This window comes from Pseudomonas sp. ICMP 460 (assembly GCF_002723595.1).
GTDB classification, from domain to species: Bacteria; Pseudomonadota; Gammaproteobacteria; order Pseudomonadales; family Pseudomonadaceae; genus Aquipseudomonas; species Aquipseudomonas kitaguniensis.
On the sequence record NZ_LKBR01000001.1, the window covers coordinates 243473 to 261911 of the forward strand.

At 60.9% G+C, this 18439-nt stretch carries 19 protein-coding genes; 9 read left to right on the forward strand and 10 right to left on the reverse strand.

Translation table 11 applies throughout. The features are described from left to right. The first annotated feature begins 1 nt into the window (after nucleotide 1). Nucleotides 2-1204, forward strand: coding sequence for a radical SAM family heme chaperone HemW (hemW, locus tag AO240_RS01135; protein WP_099234839.1), 1203 nt, complete (start codon nucleotides 2-4; stop codon nucleotides 1202-1204). Between the two features lie 17 nt (nucleotides 1205-1221). Next, nucleotides 1222-1545 (forward strand): DUF3392 domain-containing protein, encoded by a 324-nt coding sequence (locus AO240_RS01140; protein WP_058414557.1) that lies wholly within the window; start codon nucleotides 1222-1224, stop codon nucleotides 1543-1545. Between the two features lie 163 nt (nucleotides 1546-1708). On the opposite strand, the gene trmB is transcribed toward AO240_RS01140, so the two are convergent. The 4 genes from trmB to AO240_RS01160 all read right to left on the reverse strand — a co-directional run bounded on the left by trmB (nucleotide 1709) and on the right by AO240_RS01160 (nucleotide 3938). Next, the gene (gene trmB, locus AO240_RS01145) at nucleotides 1709-2434 is read right to left on the reverse strand and encodes a tRNA (guanosine(46)-N7)-methyltransferase TrmB (RefSeq protein ID WP_058414558.1); all 726 of its coding nucleotides are present in this window, start codon (nucleotides 2432-2434) and stop codon (nucleotides 1709-1711) included. Between the two features lie 9 nt (nucleotides 2435-2443). Further along, nucleotides 2444-3238 carry a thiazole synthase gene (locus AO240_RS01150; RefSeq protein ID WP_017845016.1) on the reverse strand — a complete coding sequence of 265 codons (795 nt, stop codon included), beginning with the start codon at nucleotides 3236-3238 and terminating at the stop codon, nucleotides 2444-2446. Between the two features lie 48 nt (nucleotides 3239-3286). After that, entirely contained in the window at nucleotides 3287-3487 is a 201-nt protein-coding gene (gene thiS / locus AO240_RS01155; RefSeq protein ID WP_058414559.1) for a sulfur carrier protein ThiS, read from the reverse strand. A 70-nt stretch (nucleotides 3488-3557) separates the two neighbouring features. Then, the gene (locus AO240_RS01160) at nucleotides 3558-3938 is read right to left on the reverse strand and encodes a DUF423 domain-containing protein (RefSeq protein WP_099234840.1); all 381 of its coding nucleotides are present in this window, start codon (nucleotides 3936-3938) and stop codon (nucleotides 3558-3560) included. 74 nt (nucleotides 3939-4012) lie between these two features. Between AO240_RS01160 and mtgA the strand changes: the two genes are divergently transcribed. Then, entirely contained in the window at nucleotides 4013-4735 is a 723-nt protein-coding gene (mtgA, locus tag AO240_RS01165) for a monofunctional biosynthetic peptidoglycan transglycosylase (protein WP_099234841.1), read from the forward strand. A 739-nt stretch (nucleotides 4736-5474) separates the two neighbouring features. Here the strand turns inward: mtgA and rpoH are convergent. From rpoH to ftsY, 4 genes are all read right to left on the reverse strand, one after another. Continuing rightward, complete coding sequence (gene rpoH / locus AO240_RS01170) at nucleotides 5475-6329, reverse strand: RNA polymerase sigma factor RpoH (RefSeq protein ID WP_058413665.1); 855 nt, start codon at nucleotides 6327-6329, stop codon at nucleotides 5475-5477. Between the two features lie 139 nt (nucleotides 6330-6468). Continuing rightward, complete coding sequence (gene ftsX, locus AO240_RS01175) at nucleotides 6469-7491, reverse strand: permease-like cell division protein FtsX (protein ID WP_099234842.1); 1023 nt, start codon at nucleotides 7489-7491, stop codon at nucleotides 6469-6471. Then, nucleotides 7488-8159, reverse strand: coding sequence for a cell division ATP-binding protein FtsE (ftsE, locus tag AO240_RS01180; protein WP_003213784.1), 672 nt, complete (start codon nucleotides 8157-8159; stop codon nucleotides 7488-7490). The genes ftsX and ftsE overlap by 4 nt, the downstream gene beginning before the upstream one ends. Beyond that, nucleotides 8156-9583: a signal recognition particle-docking protein FtsY gene (gene ftsY, locus AO240_RS01185; protein ID WP_099234843.1), complete on the reverse strand. Its 1428-nt coding sequence runs from the start codon at nucleotides 9581-9583 to the stop codon at nucleotides 8156-8158. The genes ftsE and ftsY overlap by 4 nt, the downstream gene beginning before the upstream one ends. A gap of 338 nt (nucleotides 9584-9921) precedes the next feature. Between ftsY and AO240_RS01190 the strand changes: the two genes are divergently transcribed. The 4 genes from AO240_RS01190 (at nucleotide 9922) to AO240_RS01205 (ending at nucleotide 14485) form a co-directional block, all read left to right on the forward strand. Beyond that, nucleotides 9922-11277 (forward strand): pitrilysin family protein, encoded by a 1356-nt coding sequence (locus AO240_RS01190; protein WP_099234844.1) that lies wholly within the window; start codon nucleotides 9922-9924, stop codon nucleotides 11275-11277. Next, entirely contained in the window at nucleotides 11270-12760 is a 1491-nt protein-coding gene (locus AO240_RS01195; protein ID WP_099234845.1) for a pitrilysin family protein, read from the forward strand. The genes AO240_RS01190 and AO240_RS01195 overlap by 8 nt, the downstream gene beginning before the upstream one ends. Beyond that, nucleotides 12760-13377 (forward strand): 16S rRNA (guanine(966)-N(2))-methyltransferase RsmD, encoded by a 618-nt coding sequence (gene rsmD, locus AO240_RS01200; RefSeq protein WP_099234846.1) that lies wholly within the window; start codon nucleotides 12760-12762, stop codon nucleotides 13375-13377. Before AO240_RS01195 ends, rsmD begins: the two co-directional genes overlap by 1 nt. A 73-nt stretch (nucleotides 13378-13450) precedes the next feature. Continuing rightward, the gene (locus AO240_RS01205; protein ID WP_099234847.1) at nucleotides 13451-14485 is read left to right on the forward strand and encodes a hydrolase; all 1035 of its coding nucleotides are present in this window, start codon (nucleotides 13451-13453) and stop codon (nucleotides 14483-14485) included. Between the two features lie 90 nt (nucleotides 14486-14575). Here AO240_RS01205 and AO240_RS01210 read toward each other — a convergent pair whose 3' ends face one another. Beyond that, on the reverse strand, nucleotides 14576-15430 hold the full coding sequence (locus tag AO240_RS01210) for a sulfurtransferase (protein ID WP_099234848.1): 855 nt from the start codon (nucleotides 15428-15430) through the stop codon (nucleotides 14576-14578). Between the two features lie 33 nt (nucleotides 15431-15463). After that, nucleotides 15464-16135, reverse strand: coding sequence for a TetR/AcrR family transcriptional regulator (locus tag AO240_RS01215; protein WP_099234849.1), 672 nt, complete (start codon nucleotides 16133-16135; stop codon nucleotides 15464-15466). Nucleotides 16136-16280: 145 nt separating this feature from the next. Between AO240_RS01215 and AO240_RS01220 the strand changes: the two genes are divergently transcribed. Beyond that, the gene (locus AO240_RS01220) at nucleotides 16281-17708 is read left to right on the forward strand and encodes a coniferyl aldehyde dehydrogenase (protein ID WP_099234850.1); all 1428 of its coding nucleotides are present in this window, start codon (nucleotides 16281-16283) and stop codon (nucleotides 17706-17708) included. A 197-nt stretch (nucleotides 17709-17905) separates the two neighbouring features. Then, on the forward strand, nucleotides 17906-18385 hold the full coding sequence (coaD, locus tag AO240_RS01225; protein WP_048722617.1) for a pantetheine-phosphate adenylyltransferase: 480 nt from the start codon (nucleotides 17906-17908) through the stop codon (nucleotides 18383-18385). The last annotated feature ends 54 nt before the right edge of the window (nucleotides 18386-18439 follow it).

The following is an 18439-nucleotide window of genomic DNA, read 5'->3' on the forward strand; positions in this document are numbered from 1 at the left end:
AATGACCCAGAACACCTCTGCGCAGCCGCTGATCCACGGCGGCGCGCAAACACCGCGGGCGCCACTGCCGCTGCTGCCGCCCCTGGCGCTGTACATCCACATCCCGTGGTGCGTGCGCAAATGCCCTTATTGCGACTTCAACTCCCACACCGCGAGCAAGGTGCTGCCGGAAGAAGAGTACGTGGATGCGTTGCTGGCTGACCTTGATCAAGACCTGCACGCGGTTTACGGCCGTGAGCTGAGTTCGATTTTCTTTGGTGGCGGTACGCCCAGCCTGTTCAGCGCCGCCGCGCTGGGCCGTTTGCTTGAGGGCGTAGAGGCGCGCATTGCGTTTGCCGCCGACATCGAGATCACCCTGGAAGCCAACCCCGGGACCTTTGAGCAAGAGAAGTTTGTGGCCTACCGGGCGCTGGGGATCAACCGCCTGTCGATTGGCATCCAGAGCTTCCAGCAGGAAAAACTCCAGGCGCTGGGCCGTATCCACAACGGCGACGAAGCCGTGCGTGCGGCCGGCATGGCGCGTCAGGCCGGGTTCGATAACTTCAACCTGGACCTGATGCATGGCTTGCCCGACCAGTCACTGGAAGACGCCTTGAACGACCTGCGCCAGGCCATCGCCCTCAAACCGACGCATTTGTCGTGGTACCAACTGACGCTGGAACCCAACACGGTGTTCTGGAACCAGCCGCCTGTGCTGCCGGAAGACGATACGCTGTGGGACATTCAGGAAGCGGGCCAGGCGCTGCTGGCCGAACACGGTTACGCGCAATACGAGGTGTCGGCCTACGCTCAAGCGGGCCGCCCGGCGCGGCATAACCTGAATTACTGGAGCTTCGGCGACTTTATCGGTATCGGCGCCGGCGCCCACGGCAAGCTCAGCCACCCGGACGGGCGCATCGTGCGCACCTGGAAAACCCGCGCGCCAAAGGACTACCTGAACCCGGCCAAAAGCTTTCAGGCCGGCGCGAAAGAACTGACCAACGACGAGCTGCCGTTCGAGTTCCTGATGAACGCGTTGCGGCTCACCGAAGGCGTCGACGCCAGGCTCTACGCCGAGCGCACAGGCCTCGATCTGGCGAGCCTCACTGAAGCACGCGAAGAGGCAGAACAAAGTGGCTTAATGCAGGTCGAACCGTCACGCCTGGCGGCGACCGACCGCGGGCAACTCTTTCTCAATGACCTGTTGCAGAAGTTTTTGAGCTGACGCTCTAAGGAAATCGAATGGATTGGGTACTCGACCTGCTCGCCACCGCGTCGCGCTGGAGCCGTAGCAACCTGTCGGAAATCTCGCTGGCGCTTGTCGGCTGCCTGCTGGTGCTGTTCGGCGCCGACATCAAAGGCTGGGTTGAAGGGCGCCTGGGCAGTATCGCCGGCGCCTTGCGCGTACCGTTGATGGCGCTGGTGTGCATGGTCGGCAGCGGCGCGGCGTTGATCTACGCCACCCCGTGGATTGTGCGCGGGCTCAGCCAGTTCAATAACTACAGCCTGGCGCCAGTGTTGGTGGTGGTGCTGGTGTTGATCGGCGTAGTCGCCGACCGCCGCTGAGCCCCGAGCCGATACAGCTACACATACACATTGTGGGAGATACACATGTGGGAGGGGGCTTGCTCCCGATGGCTGATTAACAGTCGACATCAATGTGACTGATTCACCGCCATCGGGAGCAAGCCCCCTCCCACATTTGATTGCATTTCAAGTCGAAGACGAATTAAGCCAGCTTCTCGAACTTCAAATCCCACACGCCATGCCCCAACCGCTCACCGCGACGCTCGAACTTGGTGATCGGGCGCTCAGCCGGGCGTGGCACGCATTTGCCGTCTTCGGCCAAATTGCGGTAGCCGGGCGCTACGTCCATCACTTCCAGCATGTACTCCGCGTACGGTTCCCAGTCGGTGGCCATGTGCAGAATGCCGCCGGTTTTCAGCTTGCTGCGCACCAGTTCCGCGAAGGACGCTTGCACGATGCGACGCTTGTGGTGGCGCGACTTGTGCCATGGGTCCGGGAAGAACAGCATCAGGCGGTCGAGGCTGTTGTCGGCGATGCAACGATTGAGCACTTCGATCGCGTCGCAGTCGTAAACACGCAGGTTAGTCAGGCCTTGCGTCAGTACGCCATTGAGCAGCGCGCCGACACCCGGACGGTGCACTTCCACACCAATAAAGTCCTGTTCCGGCGAGGCCGCCGCCATTTCCAGCAGGGAGTGGCCCATGCCGAAGCCGATTTCCAGGGAACGCGGGGCCGAACGGCCGAACACCTGGTCGTAATCCACCGGCGCATCGGCCAACGGCAAGACGAACAGCGGCGTGCCCTGCTCCAGCCCTTTTTGCTGGCCTTCGGTCATGCGACCGGCACGCATCACAAAACTCTTGATGCGGCGGTGCTTGGACTCGTCGCCTTCGTCCACGGTGTTCGGCGTTTCGTTTGATTCAGTCATCAATGGCTCTTACTTGATCAGACCATCCAGCGGCGAGGAGGCGCTGGCGTACAGTTTTTTCGGCATGCGCCCGGCGAGGTAAGCCAGACGGCCCGCGACGATGGCGTGTTTCATGGCTTCGGCCATCATGATCGGCTGCTGGGCATTGGCGATGGCCGAGTTCATCAGCACCGCTTCGCAGCCCAGCTCCATTGCGATGGTGGCGTCGGAGGCAGTGCCCACGCCTGCGTCCACCAGCACCGGAATTTTCGCTTCTTCGAGGATGATCTGCAGGTTGTACGGGTTGCAGATGCCCAGGCCAGTGCCGATCAGGCCAGCCAGTGGCATCACCGCGATGCAGCCAATTTCGGCCAGTTGGCGGGCGATGATCGGGTCATCGCTGGTGTAGACCATCACGTCAAAGCCTTCCTTGACCAGCGTTTCGGCGGCCTTGAGGGTTTCGATCACGTTGGGAAACAGGGTTTTCTGGTCGGCCAGCACTTCCAGCTTCACCAGGTTGTGGCCGTCGAGCAGCTCACGCGCCAGGCGGCAGGTGCGCACGGCTTCGATGGCGTCGTAGCAACCGGCAGTGTTCGGCAGGATGGTGTAGCGGTCCGGCGGCAGAATATCCAGCAGGTTCGGTTCACCCGGGTTCTGGCCGATGTTGGTGCGGCGCACAGCCACGGTCACGATCTCGGCGCCGGAGGCTTCAATGGCCAGGCGGGTTTCTTCCATGTCGCGGTACTTGCCGGTGCCCACCAGAAGACGCGACTGGTAGGTACGACCGGCCAAGACGAAAGGCTTGTCGCTACGAACGATGCTCATGGGAAATCCTCGAAATAGGGTGAGGTTCTGCAGAATCTCGGCGGGCGACTAGCCGCCGCCAATGGCGTGGACCACTTCAACCTGGTCACCCTCGGTGAGCGCGGTCTCGGCGTGCTGGCTACGCGGCACGATGTCCTGATTGAGCTCCACTGCGACCCGACGCCCGGTTAAGTCCAGGCGGGTCAACAGGGCCGCAACGGTTTCGCCGTCGGGCAGTTCAAAGGGTTCGCCGTTCAACAGAATGCGCATGCCACGGGCCGCCATCGTTTTTAGGGGCCAGCATTCTAGCCCGATTGGCACTAAAGGTCAGCACCGAGCGTCAAGCGGTCAGCTGCAAACGCCAAGCGGTGAGGCCCAGGAAGAACCAGCCGAGCAGGAACGCCAGCCCGCCAAACGGCGTGATGATCCCGAGTTTGCTGATGCCTGTCAGCGTCAGCGCGTACAGGCTGCCGGAGAACAGCAAGATACCGACGACAAACGAGATGCCCGCCCACGTCACCAGTCGGCCGGGAATGTGCACGGCCAATAACGCCACGCCGAACAGCGCCAGCGCGTGCACTAACTGGTAGGTCACGCCAGTGTGGAAGATCGCCAGGTACTCGGCGCTCAGACGGTTTTTCAGGCCATGGGCGGCAAAGGCACCCAGGGCAACGCCGGTGAAGCCGAAGAAGGCAGCCAGCATCAGAAAGCTACGCAGCATGAGGAACTCCAATCAGACTCAAAGGGCCTGGTCTGTATAATGGCCCGCTCAACGGGTTCGGCCAAGCCATCTCTATGCTGCGTATCCTCTTCAAGCGTTTTCTCAAAGTCGTGAAATGGTTTGCCATCGGCAGCGTGCTGCTGGTGCTGCTGTTTCGTGTGGTGCCGCCGCCGTTCACCGCGCTGATGGTAGAGCGCAAGGTTGAATCCTGGGTCGACGGTGAGCCGATTGACCTGCAGCGCACGTGGGTGTCGTGGGACCAGATCTCGGATGACCTTAAAGTGGCGGTGATGGCCGGTGAAGACCAGCGCTTCCCGCAGCACTGGGGCTTTGATTTTGGCGCGATTCAGGCGGCGTTGCTGCATAACGAGCGCGGCGGTTCGATTCGCGGGGCCAGTACCTTGACCCAGCAAGTGTCGAAAAACCTGTTCCTGTGGACCGGCCGCAGCTATCTGCGCAAAGGCCTGGAAGCCTGGTTTACCGGGCTGATCGAGGTGTTGTGGCCCAAGCAGCGGATTCTTGAGGTGTACCTCAACAGCGTGGAATGGGACGAAGGTGTGTTTGGCGCAGAGGCGGCGGCGCGGCATCACTTTGGGGTGAGCGCCAAAGCGCTTTCGCGCCAGCAGGCCAGCTACCTGGCGGCGGTGCTGCCTAACCCTCGGGTGTGGAGCGCCAGCCACCCAACGGCCTATGTGGCGCAGCGCGCGGCGTGGATTCGTCAGCAGATGGGCCAGTTGGGTGGCGATGGTTACCTGGTGGAACTGAACAATTCCCGCAAAGCGCCCTGGTCGGACTGAACTACACGAACAACTGTGGGAGGGGGCTTGCTGGAGAATGGGGGTGGTTCAGTTAACAGTTGCGGTGATCGACATTGCGCCATCGCGAGCAAGCCCGCTCCCACAGTTGATCGCATCTACAAGCGGCAAAAAACAACTGTGGGAGAGGGTTTGCTGGAGAATGGGGCTGGCGCAGTTAACATTTTGCGGTGGTAGACATTGCGCCATCGCGAGCAAGCCCGCTCCCACAGTTGATCGCATCTACAAGCGGCACAAAACAACTGTGGGAGGGGGCTTGCTGGAGAATGGGGCTGGCTCAGTTAACATTTGCGGTGGTAGACATTGCGCCATCGCGAGCAAGCCCGCTCCCACAGTTGATCGCATTTTCAAGCGGCACAAAACAACTGTGGGAGAGGGTTTGCTGGAGAATGGGGCTGGCGCAGTTAACATTTTGCGGTGGTAGACATTGCGCCATCGCGAGCAAGCCCGCTCCCACATTTGATCGCATCTACAAGCGGCACAAAACAACTGTGGGAGAGGGTTTGCTGGAGAATGGGGCTGGCGCAGTTAACATTTTGCGGTGATAGACATTGCGCCATCGCGAGCAAGCCCGCTCCCACATTTGATCGCATCTACAAGCGGCACAAAACAACTGTGGGAGGGGGCTTGCTCCCGATGGCGTTGTGTCAGTCGATATATAAGTGACTGATGCACTGCTATCGGGAGCAAACATCCTCCCACATGTTGACCAAACTACTGGTCAGGCGGCGATCGACAACTTCAGCTTGTTCATCGCGCTTTTCTCAAGCTGACGAATGCGCTCGGCCGACACGTTGTACTTCTGCGCCAGGTCGTGCAGCGTAGCTTTTTCTTCCGCCAGCCAGCGCTGGTAGAGGATGTCGCGGCTGCGGTCGTCGAGCACTTCGAGCGCTTCGTGCAGGTTGTGGTTGGAGTTGTCGCTCCAGTCGGCGTCTTCCAGTTGACGCGCCGGGTCGTACCGATGGTCTTCCAGGTAGTTGGCCGGCGATTGGAAAGCGCTGTCGTCGTCCGCTTCGGCGGCCGGGTCGAAAGCCATGTCATGGCCGGTCAGGCGGCTTTCCATCTCGCGCACTTCACGCGGTTCCACACCGAGGCTTTCAGCCACGCGATGCACTTCTTCGTTGTTCAGCCACGCCAGGCGTTTCTTCTGGCTGCGCAGGTTGAAGAACAGCTTGCGCTGGGCCTTGGTGGTCGCGACTTTCACGATGCGCCAGTTGCGCAGGATGAACTCGTGAATTTCCGCCTTGATCCAGTGCACGGCAAACGACACCAGGCGCACGCCCATTTCCGGGTTGAAGCGCTTTACAGCCTTCATCAGGCCGACGTTGCCTTCCTGGATAAGGTCAGCCTGTGCCAAGCCGTAGCCGCTATAGCTACGGGCGATATGTACGACAAAACGCAGGTGGGCGAGCACCATCTGCCGAGCCGCCCCCAAATCCTGCTCATAATAGAGACTCTCGGCCAGTTCTCGCTCCTGCTCGGGCGTCAGCAATGGAATGCTGTTGACCGTATGCACATAAGCCTCCAGGTTCGCACCCGGGACCAACGCGTAAACAGGTTGCATAGAAGTGGTCATACGAAAAAACCTCCGACTCACATAACTCGTGCAGTTCAGCACTGCGAAAATTGACCGAGAACCGTAGGACAAGTTCCCTAAACCACTGATACGGTCAATACAAACGAAACCACATTAATCTGACGTTAACGCTTTCAAACTACTTCGGTGCCAGCTCACGTAAATGCCTTGCTACCGCAATCCAGGCACCGATATACCCCAACAATACCGCGCCAAGCAAGAGGCTCAATCCATCGGCGACCGGCACCCCAGCCAGGGCAAAATCACTGCCATACAAACCGGCAAGCCCGACGACCGCGTCGTTCAGCCAGTCCAGGCCGAACGCCAGCACGCCCCAGGACAAAATCCCGGCGCCGAAGCCATAAAGCGCGCCCATGTACAGAAAAGGCCGACGCACATAGCTGTCCGTGCCGCCGACCAGTTTAATCACTTCTATCTCGGTGCGACGGTTTTCAATATGAAGACGAATGGTATTGCCTATCACCAAAAGTAATGCAGACACCAACAGCACCGTCAGACCGAACACAAAGCGGTCACCCAGTTTGAGAATCGCAGCCAGGCGCTCTACCCAGACTAGATCAAGTTGCGCCTGTTGCACCTTGGGCATGTCTGCAAGTTTTTGTCGCAGGGCTTCAAGGGCGGGTTTGTCGACTTCATTCGGCGTCACCAGCACCACGCCCGGCAGCGGGTTCTGCGGCAGCTCTTTAAGCGCCTCGCCCAAACCGGATTGTTGCTGGAACTCCTCAAGCGCCTGGTCACGGCTGATGTACTCGGCCTCCGCTACGCCCGGCAGGTTCTTGATGTCATCGCGCAAGCTCTCGCCGTCTTTGGCGCTGGCGTCGATGTTCAAGTACAGCGAAATCTGCGCCGCGCGCTGCCAGGAACCGCCCAGACGCTCGACATTATTAAGCAGCAGCGACAAGCCCATCGGCAGGCTCAAGGCCACGGCCATCACCAGGCAAGTGAAAAAGCTGCCGACCGGCTGCTTGCCGAGGCGGCGCAGGCTGTCGAGCAAGCTGGCGCGATGGCTTTCGACCCAGGCGCGCAGCAGCGTGCTGAAATCCGGGCCGTCGTCGTCGTCGCGTTTTTTCTTGCGTGGTTGCGGGTCGGCCGGTTTCGGCGCCACGCGCTCGGACACTTTAGGGCTGCGAGTGGCACTCATACGCCGGCCTCCCCGTCGCCGATCAGGCGGCCGCGTTGCAGGGTCAACATGCGGTGGCGCATGCGCGCGATCAGTGCCAGGTCGTGGCTGGCGATCAATACGCTGGTGCCCAGGCGGTTGATGTCTTCGAACACACCCATGATTTCGGCCGCCAAGCGCGGGTCGAGGTTGCCGGTGGGTTCATCGGCCAGCAGCAATGCCGGGCGATGGACGATGGCGCGGGCAATACCGACGCGCTGTTGTTGGCCGGTGGACAAGTCGCCAGGGTACAGATCGGTTTTGTCCGACAGCGCCACGCGCTCCAGAGCCGAATCCACACGCTTGACGATTTCGGCCTTGGACAGTCCAAGAATCTGCAACGGCAAGGCAATGTTATTGAACACCGTGCGATCGAACAGCAACTGGTGGTTTTGGAACACCACGCCGATCTGGCGGCGCAGGAACGGAATCTGTGCATTGCTGATGGTGGCCAAGTCCTGGCCTGCCAGCAGTAACTTGCCGGTGGTCGGGCGCTCCATGGCCAGCAGCAAGCGCAGCAAGGTACTTTTGCCCGCGCCCGAGTGGCCGGTCACGAACAGGAATTCGCCGCGACGCACGCGAAAGCTCAGCTCATGCAAGCCCACATGCCCGTTGGCGTAGCGTTTACCGACCTGTTCGAATCGAATCATGAACGCTCCCGCTCGGCAAACAGTGCCTGTACAAAGGGTTCGGCTTCAAAGGTGCGCAGGTCGTCGATGCCTTCACCGACACCGATATAACGAATCGGCAACCCGAACTGTTTAGCCAGCGCAAAGATCACGCCGCCTTTGGCCGTGCCGTCGAGCTTAGTCAACGCCAGGCCGGTGAGTTGCACCGTCTGGTTGAATTGCTTGGCCTGGCTGATGGCGTTCTGGCCCGTACCGGCGTCGAGCACCAGCAATACTTCATGCGGCGCGTCTGCGTCGAGCTTGCCGATCACGCGGCGGACTTTCTTCAGCTCTTCCATCAAGTTGTCTTTGGTGTGCAGGCGGCCGGCGGTGTCGGCGATCAACACGTCGATGTTGCGCGCCTTGGCAGCTTGCACAGCATCAAAGATCACCGACGCGGAGTCGGCACCGGTGTGCTGGGCGATGACCGGAATATTGTTGCGCTCGCCCCACACTTGCAACTGCTCCACGGCAGCGGCGCGGAAGGTGTCACCGGCGGCGAGCATGACTTTCTTGCCCTCCAACTGCAGTTTTTTAGCCAGCTTGCCAATGGTGGTAGTTTTGCCAGCGCCGTTGACGCCGACCACCAGAATCACGAACGGTTTGTTCGGGGTGATCACCAGCGGCGCTTCTACGGGCTTGAGCATCGCCGCGAGTTCAGCTTGCAGCGATTTGTAGAGCGCGTCGGCGTCGGTTAGCTGCTTGCGCGCGACCTTCTGCGTCAGGCTCTGGATGATCACCGCAGTGGCCTCGACGCCCACGTCGGCGGTCAGCAGGCGGGTTTCGATGTCTTCGAGCAACTCGTCATCAATGACCTTCTTGCCGAGAAACAGGCTGGCCATGCCTTCGCCGATGCTCGCGCTGGTCTTGCTCAGGCCTTGCTTGAGACGGCTGAAGAACCCGGTTTTGCTGGTTTCGGCGGCAGCCACGACAGGCGCAGGCGCAACCGGCGGTTCAATAATTGCGGGGGCAGCAGCCACTACAACGGGCGCAGGCTCGACGACTACTGGCGCAGGCGCTTCGACGGCTGGCAGTACGTCTGCCACAACGTGCTGCGGCTCAACCACGACCGGAATCGGCGGCGCAACGTGCTCAGCCTGCACATCTTCAACCAACGCCACGGGCTCTTCAGCCACCGGCAATGTCGGCCAAGGCGTGTGGTCGGGCGCAGGTTCAGGCGCTGCCTCAACCAGCGGCTGCAACACCGGCTCGGCCATTGGCAACACCACGGGTTCCGGGATTTCGGCAACCGGCGCGGCGTCTACCAACGGTTCGGGGATTGGCTCAGGTTGAACCTGCGGCTGTTCGACGACGGTTTCCTGCGGCTTCTTGCGCAGCCATCCGAACAGGCCTTTTTTCTCGCCAGCCGCAGCTGGGCTCTTCTTGTCGTCGTTGGAACCAAACATGGAGGACGGCTATCTCAAAGTGGCGATGCGCCAGGGCGCCTCGGTAAATAAATTCGATGCAGAACAGACTGTTTTAACGCTCGCTTGTTCATGCGCAACATTTTGTAAGGCGTAAATAGAGGCCTTCACGAATCGTTTCAATATAGGACTGAAGCGATAAAATCGTCGAAAAGTGGCGGATCGTCGGTAAATACCAGCACGAACGCCCACATTCCTACAACTGCATTCTGGACAAGATGACTGCCGCAGTGGCCGTGTCCAAATCGGATCAGTATCCTAGCACCTCCTCGCCCGCCGACGCTAAGACCACGCGGGCAGCTCAACAGGTTTAAAAACGAATGAATGCTCTAGCCCGCCGCGCCGCAGGCCTGCTGCTCGGCACAGTTTGTCTGCCCCTTTCAGCTTTGGCTGCCGACCCACAACCCACGCATGAATTCACTCTGGATAACGGCCTCAAGGTGGTCGTGCGCGAAGACCATCGCGCGCCGGTGGTGGTTTCCCAGGTCTGGTACAAGGTCGGTTCGAGCTACGAAACCCCCGGCCAGACCGGTTTGTCCCACGCGCTGGAACACATGATGTTCAAGGGCAGCGCCAAAGTTGGCCCCGGTGAAGCCTCGCTGATCCTGCGCGATTTGGGCGCCGAAGAAAATGCGTTCACCAGTGATGACTACACCGCCTACTACCAAGTGCTGGCCCGTGATCGCTTGGGCGTCGCCTTTGAACTGGAAGCCGACCGCATGGCCAGCCTGCGCCTGCCGGCCGACGAGTTCAGCCGCGAGATCGAGGTAATCAAGGAAGAGCGCCGCCTGCGCACCGACGACAACCCGATGTCCAAGGCTTTTGAGCGCTTCAAGGCCATGGCGTATCCGGCCAGCGGCTACCACACGCCGACCATCGGCTGGATGGCTGACCTTGAACGCATGAAGGTTGAAGAGCTGCGCCACTGGTACCAATCCTGGTATGTGCCGAACAACGCCACGCTGGTGGTGGTCGGCGACGTCACCCCGGACGAGGTGAAGAGCCTGGCCCAGCGCTACTTCGGCCCAATCCCCAAACGTGATGTGCCGCCGGCCAAGATCCCGCTGGAACTGGCTGAGCCCGGTGAGCGCTTGCTGACTATGCATGTCCAGACGCAACTGCCCAGCGTGATTCTTGGTTTCAACGTGCCTGGCCTGGCCACCGCTGAAGACAAACGCTCGGTGCAAGCCCTGCGCCTGATCTCGGCCCTGCTGGATGGCGGCTACAGCGCGCGTATTTCCGAGCAACTGGAACGCGGTGAAGAACTGGTTTCCGCCGCCTCTACCAACTACGACGCGTACACCCGTGGCGACAGCTTGTTCAGCCTTTCTGCCACACCGAACCAGCAAAAGAAAAAGACCATTGCGCAAGCCGAAGCGGGCCTGTGGCGCTTGCTGGACGAGTTAAAAGCCAAGCCGCCGACCGCCGCAGAACTTGAGCGTATCCGCGCCCAAGTGATTGCCGGCGTGGTCTACCAGCGTGACTCCATCACCAGCCAGGCCACGGCCATTGGCTCGCTGGAAACCGTCGGCCTGTCCTGGAAGCTGATGGACACTGAACTGGCCGACCTGCAAAGCGTGACCCCGGAAGACATCCAGAAGGCTGCGCGCACCTATTTCACCCGCGAACGTTTGAGCGTCGCCCATGTTTTGCCTGAGGAGACCGCTCATGAGTGATCGCAAAAGCAGCCGCCTGATTTTCCCCGGCCTGGTGATCGTCACCCTGATCGCGGCCAGCGCCGTGTACTTCCTGCGCCCAAGCGAGTCCGTCGCCAGCCAGGCGCTGGACAAGGCTCAATCGACGAACAAACTGCAGTCGCTGGCGGAGTTGGACGGCAAGGCGCCGACCAACCGCAAGCTCGACGTACAAACCTGGACCACCGCCGAGGGCGCCAAGGTGCTGTTCGTCGAAACCCATGAACTGCCGATGTTCGACCTGCGCATTCTGTTCGCCGCGGGCAGCAGCCAGGACGGCAATACGCCCGGCGTGGCGCTGCTGACCAACGCCATGCTCAACGAAGGCGTGCCGGGCAAGGACGTCAGCCAGATCGCCAGCGGGTTTGAAGGCCTGGGCGCTGATTTTGGCAATGGCGCTTTCCGCGACATGGCACTGGTGTCGCTGCGCAGCCTGAGCGACAGCGATAAACGCGACGCGGCCCTGGCGCTGTTTGATGACGTGATCGGCAAGCCGACCTTCCCGGCCGGCTCACTGGCGCGCATCAAGAACCAGATCCTCGCAGGTTTTGAATACCAGAAGCAGAACCCGGCCAAGCTGGCCAGCCTTGAACTGTTCAAGCGCCTGTACGGTGACCACCCTTACGCGCACCCGAGCGAAGGCACGCCCGAGAGCGTTCCGGCGATTACCCTGGCGCAGTTGCAGGCGTTCCACGCCAAGGCTTACGCCGCGGGTAATGCGGTGATTGCCGTGGTGGGCGACCTGACCCGCGCCGAGGCTGAGGCGATGACGGCGAAGGTGTCGGCGTCGCTGCCCAAAGGCCCGGCCATGGCGAAGATCGCCCAGCCGACCGAGCCGAAAGCCGGCCTGAGCCATATCGAGTTCCCGTCCAAGCAAACGCACCTGCTGTTCGCCCAATTGGGCATCGACCGCGCCGACCCGGACTACGCGGCCTTGTCGCTGGGCAACCAGATACTCGGCGGCGGTGGTTTCGGCACCCGCTTGATGAGCGAAGTGCGTGAAAAGCGCGGCCTGACCTACGGCGTGTACTCCGGTTTCTCGCCGATGCAAGTGCGTGGCCCGTTCATGATCAACCTGCAGACTCGCGCCGAAATGAGCGGCGGCACCCTGCGCCTGGTCGAGGACGTGCTGGCCGACTACCTCAAGACCGGCCCGACGCAAAAAGAGCTGGATGACGCCAAGCGCGAGCTGGCCGGCAGTTTCCCGCTGTCGACCGCGAGCAACGCCGATATTGTCGGGCAGTTGGGCGCCATGGGTTTCTACAACCTGCCGTTGAGCTATCTGGAAGATTTCATGAAACAATCCCAGGCCCTGACCGTAGAGCAGGTCAAGGCTGCAATGAACAAACACTTGAGCGCCGACAAGATGGTCATCGTGACCGCCGGCCCGACGATTGCGCAAAAGCCACTACCGCCCCCCACTGATAAACCTGCCGAGCAGCCGCTCGGGGTTCCGGAGCATTAATGGCCAGTTCATCTCGCCCGAAAAAACCTGTCCACAACGTGCATAACGGTGTGGGCCAACTGCGCATCATTGGTGGCGAATGGGGCAGCCGCAAGCTGAGCTTCCCTGACGTCGTGGGCCTGCGCCCTACGCCGGACCGCGTGCGTGAAACCCTGTTCAACTGGCTCGCGCCGTATATCGGCGGGGCCAAGGTACTCGACCCGTTTGCCGGCAGCGGCGCGCTGTTTCTGGAGGCGCTGTCGCGTGGCGCAGCCCAGGCCCAGGCGCTGGACGCGAGCAATGTGGCCGTTTCCAGCCTCAAGGAACACCTGGGCACCCTGCGCTGCACCACCGGCCAGGTGCAAACTGCCGACGCGTTGCGTTACCTGGAAACCCAGCTGGCCACCGCATACGACGTTGTGTTCCTCGACCCGCCGTTCAACCAGAACCTGTTGCCCACCGTGTGCGCATTGCTGGAAGAGCGCCAATGGCTGGCCGCGGATGCGTGGGTTTACACTGAAAGCGAGACTGCGCCGTCTACCCTCGGCCTGCCGGGGAGCTGGCGCCTGCACCGCGAGCAAAAATCCGGGCGGGTTTACTACGCGCTGTGGCACCGTTTTGTCGAAAGCGCTGCATAAGCGCTTTTGTGGCGAGCGGGCTTGCCACAACCAGCCCGCTCACCACAGAGCGTTTGTTCGCAACGAGACATTCATGACCCCTTCCGTCGACCTGTTCAAACCCGCCTTCGGCCTCGGCAACCCTCACGTGCAAACGCTGTGGGGGCCGTTACTGCGCCCCACCACGCATATCGAGCGCCAGCGCGAGCGCCTGTGGCTGGACGACGGCGATTTTCTCGACCTTGACTGGCATGGCCCGCATGACGCGCAAGCGCCGTTGGTGCTGGTGCTGCACGGGCTGACCGGGTCGTCCAATTCGCCCTACGTGGCCGGCCTGCAAAAGGTTCTCGCCGCTCAAGGCTGGGCCAGCGCAGCGTTGAACTGGCGCGGCTGCTCGGGCGAGCCCAACCTGTTGGCACGCAGTTATCACTCGGGCGCCAGCGAAGACCTGGCAGCAGCGATTGCACACCTGCGTACCAAGCGGCCGCTGGCGCCGCTGTATGCCGTGGGTTATTCGCTGGGCGGTAATGTGCTGCTCAAGCACCTGGGCGAAACCGGGCTGGCCTGCGGACTGCAAGGCGCGGCAGCGGTGTCGGTACCGTTTCGTCTGGACCAGTGCGCCGACCGCATTGGGCTGGGTTTTTCGCGGGTTTATCAAAAGCATTTCATGCGCGAGATGCTCGCGTATATCCGCGTTAAACAAAGGCGTTTTCTACAGGATGGCCGTGCTGACGGGCTGAAAACCCTGGAGTCACTCGGTTCGCTTGAAAAGATGCGCACGTTCTGGGATTTCGACGGGCGTGTGACCGCGCCACTGCACGGTTTCCTCAGTGCCGAGGACTATTACCGCCACGCGTCGAGTCGGTATTACCTCGGTAAAATCCGCACGCCGACGTTGATTATCCAGGCCGCCGACGACCCGTTCGTGTTCGCCCACAGCTTGCCCGAGGCCAGCGAACTGTCGGCGTGCACCGAGTTCGAGTTGCTCGCCAAAGGCGGGCATGTGGGGTTTGTCGAGGGGTCGCTGAAACAGCCAGGTTACTACCTCGAACGACGAATTCCAGAATGGCTACTGTCACAACAGGGTTGTAGATCGTTCCCACGCTCTGCGTGGGAATGCATCCCGTGACGCTCTGCGTCACTTATACATTCGCTTACAGCGGGACGCAGAGCGTCCAAGCCGGCATTGCCACGCAGAGTGTGGGAACGATCAGTACGATCAGTCGCCGGTAGCGATTGCCCGCGCCGGGTCGGTAATCCATTCGCTCCACGAGCCCGCATACAGCTTGCCCAACGGATAACCCGCCAAGCTCAGGGCGAACAGGTTATGGCAGGCCGTTACGCCCGAGCCGCAATACGCCACCAGTTCATCCGGTGAACGGCCTTGCAACTGCGCGGCGAAGCGCTGCTTGAGCTGCGGCGCCGGAAGAAAGCGGCCGTCGCTGCCCAGGTTTTCATTGAAGGCTGCGCATTGCGCACCGGGAATGTGCCCGGCGATCGGGTCGATGGGCTCCACGTCGCCACGAAAACGCGGCTGGGCGCGGGCGTCAATCAACGTCATGCCGGGTTCGCCCAAGCGTTTTTGCAACTGGCCGGCGTCCAGCAGCAGGCGGTTGTCTGGCGTACCCGCGAAAGTCCCCGGCTCAACCACCGGCGCATCCAGGCTCAGCGGGAAACCGGCCGAGTGCCAGGCCTTCAGGCCACCGTCGAGCACAAACACGCCCTCGCGCTTGCCCAACCAGGCCAACAGCCACCAGGCGCGGGCGGCAAAGGCGCCAGGGCCGTCGTCATACAGCACAACGTCGGTGTCGGCGTTGACGCCCCAGGCCCGCAGTTGCTGAACCAGCGCGCCTGCCGCCGGCAGCGGGTGACGACCTGTCACGCCTTTGGTCACCGGGCCACTGAGGTGGCGTTCCAGGTCGGCATATTGCGCGCCTTCGATATGCCCTTCGGCATAACTGCAACGCCCGTAGTCCGTGTCTTCCAGGGCAAAACGGCAATCCAGAATTACCAGAGCGCCAAGCTGTTGGCGCTCGTTCAATTGCTGCGGGCTGATCAGTTGGGCAAGCGGCATGCGGCACTCCTGTGAACAGATTCGGGAAAGGTCCTACTTCACTTCTTCCAGTGCCTGGTTCAACGGCACGTAAAACTCTTTGAACAAGGCATCCACCGCCTCTTTCGCTTCGGGCGTGACGAACCCGGCCTCCAGCACCAGCACTTGATACACCCCGCGCTTGATCGCCTCGGCGCTCAAGTGGGCGGAATTTTCATTGGTGGTACACAAAAAACGCACCCACGAGGTGAGGATGATCCAGGCGTTCAGGGTCAGGGCTTCCGTTTGCACCGGGTCCATCGTGAGGATGCCGGCGTCGACAAACCCTTGGTAAATGGCGCCGCCCTGAATCAGGCAACGCTGGGAAAAGCGCCGGTAACCGGTGGCCAATTCCGGGTCGCTTTCCAGCAGGTGTTCGAGGTCGCGGTGCAGGAAACGGTAACGCCACATGCCGGCCAGCACCGCCTGCAAGTAGAACCGTTTGTCTTCGACGGTCACTGCGCGGCCTTGAGGCGGGCGCAGGAAGCTGTCTACCAAGGCTTCGTATTCGCGAAACAGCACGGCGATAATCGCCTGCTTATTCGGGAAGTGGTAGTACAGGTTGCCCGGCGAAATTTCCATGTGGGCGGCGATATGGTTGGTACTGATGCTGCGCTCACCTTGCTGGTTAAAAAGCTCCAGGCTGGTTTGCACAATGCGTTCGCTGGTCTTTACTCGGGGTGCCATAGGGATCAGCTTCTGTACACGTGATGGAACATCTTACGGCCTATCCTTATCAGGATAAATCCGCATATTGCTGCAACGGCATTTGACAATTTAGAGCAATAACTCTAGAAACTCAGGCAGACCTATAACACACGGGAACTGCGCCATGCCTGCCAACGTTGCCTGCCTGCAAGATTCCCAAGCGCTGGATCAACTCCAGCACCTGTTCGACGCCCAACGCCGCGCCTATGCCGCCAACCCGATGCCGCCAGCGGCGCAACGCCAGCAATGGCTCAAGGCCCTGCGCGACCTGCTCAGCGACGAACGCCAAGCGTTGATCAATGCGATCAGCCAAGACTTCAGCCATCGCAGCGCAGACGAAACCCTGTTCGCCGAACTGATGCCGAGCCTGCACGGCATTCACTACGCCAGCAAACACCTCAAGGGCTGGATGAAGCCATCGCGACGCGCGGTAGGCATCGCGTTTCAACCCGCCTCGGCCAAAGTCATCTACCAGCCACTGGGCGTGGTCGGGGTAATCGTGCCCTGGAACTACCCGCTGTACTTGGCCATCGGCCCGTTGGTCGGCGCTTTGGCGGCAGGTAACCGGGTGATGCTCAAACTCAGTGAGTCCACGCCCGCCACGGGCGAACTGCTCAAGGCGCTATTGGCCAAAGTCTTCCCCGAAGACCTGGTGTGCGTGGTGCTGGGCGAAGCGGACGTGGGCATGGCGTTTTCCAAACTGCGCTTTGATCACCTGCTATTTACCGGGGCCACCAGCATCGGCAAGCACGTGATGCGCGCGGCCGCCGAACACCTCACGCCGGTGACGCTGGAACTGGGCGGCAAGTCGCCGGCCATCGTCTCCGCCGACGTACCGCTCAAAGACGCCGCCGAGCGCATCGCTTTCGGCAAAGCGCTTAACGCCGGGCAAACCTGCGTGGCGCCGGACTACGTGCTGGTGCCGGAAGACCGCGTGCAGGGTTTCGTCGAGGCCTACAGCAAGGCGGTTCGCGGGTTTTATCCAACCTTGGCTGATAACCCGGACTACACCGCCATCATTAACGAGCGACAGTTGGCCCGGTTGAATGCCTATGTCAAGGACGCGACCGATAAAGGCGCCACGCTGATTGCGCTGTACGACCAGGGCCAGGCACGGCGCATGGCCCACAGCCTGTTGCTGAATGTCAGTGATGAGATGACGGTGATGCAGGACGAAATCTTCGGCCCCTTGCTGCCGATCGTGCCTTATCGCGGCATCGACCAGGCGTTTGCCTACATCAACCAGCGCCCTCGCCCATTGGCCCTGTATTACTTCGGCTACAACAAGCGCGAACAAAACCGCGTGCTCCACGAAACTCATTCCGGCGGCGTGTGCCTGAACGACACCCTGCTGCACGTGGCTCAAGACGACCTGCCGTTTGGCGGCATCGGCCCGTCAGGCATGGGCCACTACCACGGCCACGAAGGGTTCCTCACGTTCAGCAAAGCCAAAGGTGTGCTGGTGAAACAGCGCCTGAACGCGGCGAAGTTGATCTACCCGCCCTACGGCAAGTCGATCCAGAGGTTGATTCAGAAGCTGTTTATTCGCTGATGCCGCCAACGCCGGCCAGCAGAAATCCGAGCGTTATTAGCCCAAGCGACCCGCCCGACCTTTGAACACATGACTGCACGCGTAACGCTGGTCTGCAAAACACCGCAGAAAAACCCCATTGACCATAAGTCGACTTGGCCCACCGTTAATGCTGCGATACCATCCGGTTCCCCAACGGACTCCGCCAGGACGACGCGATGAACCGAGTGTTGTACCCAGGTACCTTCGACCCGATTACCAAAGGCCATGGCGATTTGGTCGAACGCGCCTCTCGCCTGTTCGACCATGTGATCATCGCGGTCGCTGCCAGCCCCAAGAAAAACCCGCTGTTTCCCCTGGAACAGCGCGTGGAGCTGGCGCGAGAGGTCACCAAACACCTGCCCAACGTGGAAGTGATGGGTTTTTCGACGCTGCTGGCGCATTTTGCCAAAGAGCAGAACGCCAACGTGTTCCTGCGCGGCCTGCGTGCGGTGTCGGACTTTGAATACGAATTTCAGCTGGCGAACATGAACCGCCAATTGGCGCCGGACGTGGAAAGTTTGTTCCTCACACCGTCGGAGCGTTATTCGTTTATTTCCTCGACGTTAGTTCGTGAAATCGCCGCTTTGGGCGGAGATATCACCAAATTCGTGCACCCGGCTGTGGCGGATGCGCTGACGTTGCGTTTCAAAAAGTAGTTTCTGTAGTAGCAAGCGGGCCCTGTGGCGAGCCCGCTCGCCACAGGGCCCGCT

Bases quoted from the DNA above. Each gene is read 5' to 3' on its own strand.
- AO240_RS01160 (WP_099234840.1), bottom strand. From the start codon at position 3,938: ATGCTGCGTAGCTTTCTGATGCTGGCTGCCTTCTTCGGCTTCACCGGC.
- trmB (WP_058414558.1), bottom strand. From the start codon at position 2,434: ATGACTGAATCAAACGAAACGCCGAACACCGTGGACGAAGGCGACGAG.
- AO240_RS01150 (WP_017845016.1), bottom strand. From the start codon at position 3,238: ATGAGCATCGTTCGTAGCGACAAGCCTTTCGTCTTGGCCGGTCGTACC.
- AO240_RS01195 (WP_099234845.1), top strand. From the start codon at position 11,270: ATGAGTGATCGCAAAAGCAGCCGCCTGATTTTCCCCGGCCTGGTGATC.
- rpoH (WP_058413665.1), bottom strand. From the start codon at position 6,329: ATGACCACTTCTATGCAACCTGTTTACGCGTTGGTCCCGGGTGCGAAC.
- mtgA (WP_099234841.1), top strand. From the start codon at position 4,013: ATGCTGCGTATCCTCTTCAAGCGTTTTCTCAAAGTCGTGAAATGGTTT.
- ftsX (WP_099234842.1), bottom strand. From the start codon at position 7,491: ATGAGTGCCACTCGCAGCCCTAAAGTGTCCGAGCGCGTGGCGCCGAAA.
- AO240_RS01215 (WP_099234849.1), bottom strand. From the start codon at position 16,135: ATGGCACCCCGAGTAAAGACCAGCGAACGCATTGTGCAAACCAGCCTG.
- AO240_RS01220 (WP_099234850.1), top strand. From the start codon at position 16,281: ATGCCTGCCAACGTTGCCTGCCTGCAAGATTCCCAAGCGCTGGATCAA.
- AO240_RS01205 (WP_099234847.1), top strand. From the start codon at position 13,451: ATGACCCCTTCCGTCGACCTGTTCAAACCCGCCTTCGGCCTCGGCAAC.
- hemW (WP_099234839.1), top strand. From the start codon at position 2: ATGACCCAGAACACCTCTGCGCAGCCGCTGATCCACGGCGGCGCGCAA.
- ftsE (WP_003213784.1), bottom strand. From the start codon at position 8,159: ATGATTCGATTCGAACAGGTCGGTAAACGCTACGCCAACGGGCATGTG.
- thiS (WP_058414559.1), bottom strand. From the start codon at position 3,487: ATGCGCATTCTGTTGAACGGCGAACCCTTTGAACTGCCCGACGGCGAA.
- ftsY (WP_099234843.1), bottom strand. From the start codon at position 9,583: ATGTTTGGTTCCAACGACGACAAGAAGAGCCCAGCTGCGGCTGGCGAG.
- coaD (WP_048722617.1), top strand. From the start codon at position 17,906: ATGAACCGAGTGTTGTACCCAGGTACCTTCGACCCGATTACCAAAGGC.
- AO240_RS01140 (WP_058414557.1), top strand. From the start codon at position 1,222: ATGGATTGGGTACTCGACCTGCTCGCCACCGCGTCGCGCTGGAGCCGT.
- AO240_RS01210 (WP_099234848.1), bottom strand. From the start codon at position 15,430: ATGCCGCTTGCCCAACTGATCAGCCCGCAGCAATTGAACGAGCGCCAA.
- rsmD (WP_099234846.1), top strand. From the start codon at position 12,760: ATGGCCAGTTCATCTCGCCCGAAAAAACCTGTCCACAACGTGCATAAC.
- AO240_RS01190 (WP_099234844.1), top strand. From the start codon at position 9,922: ATGAATGCTCTAGCCCGCCGCGCCGCAGGCCTGCTGCTCGGCACAGTT.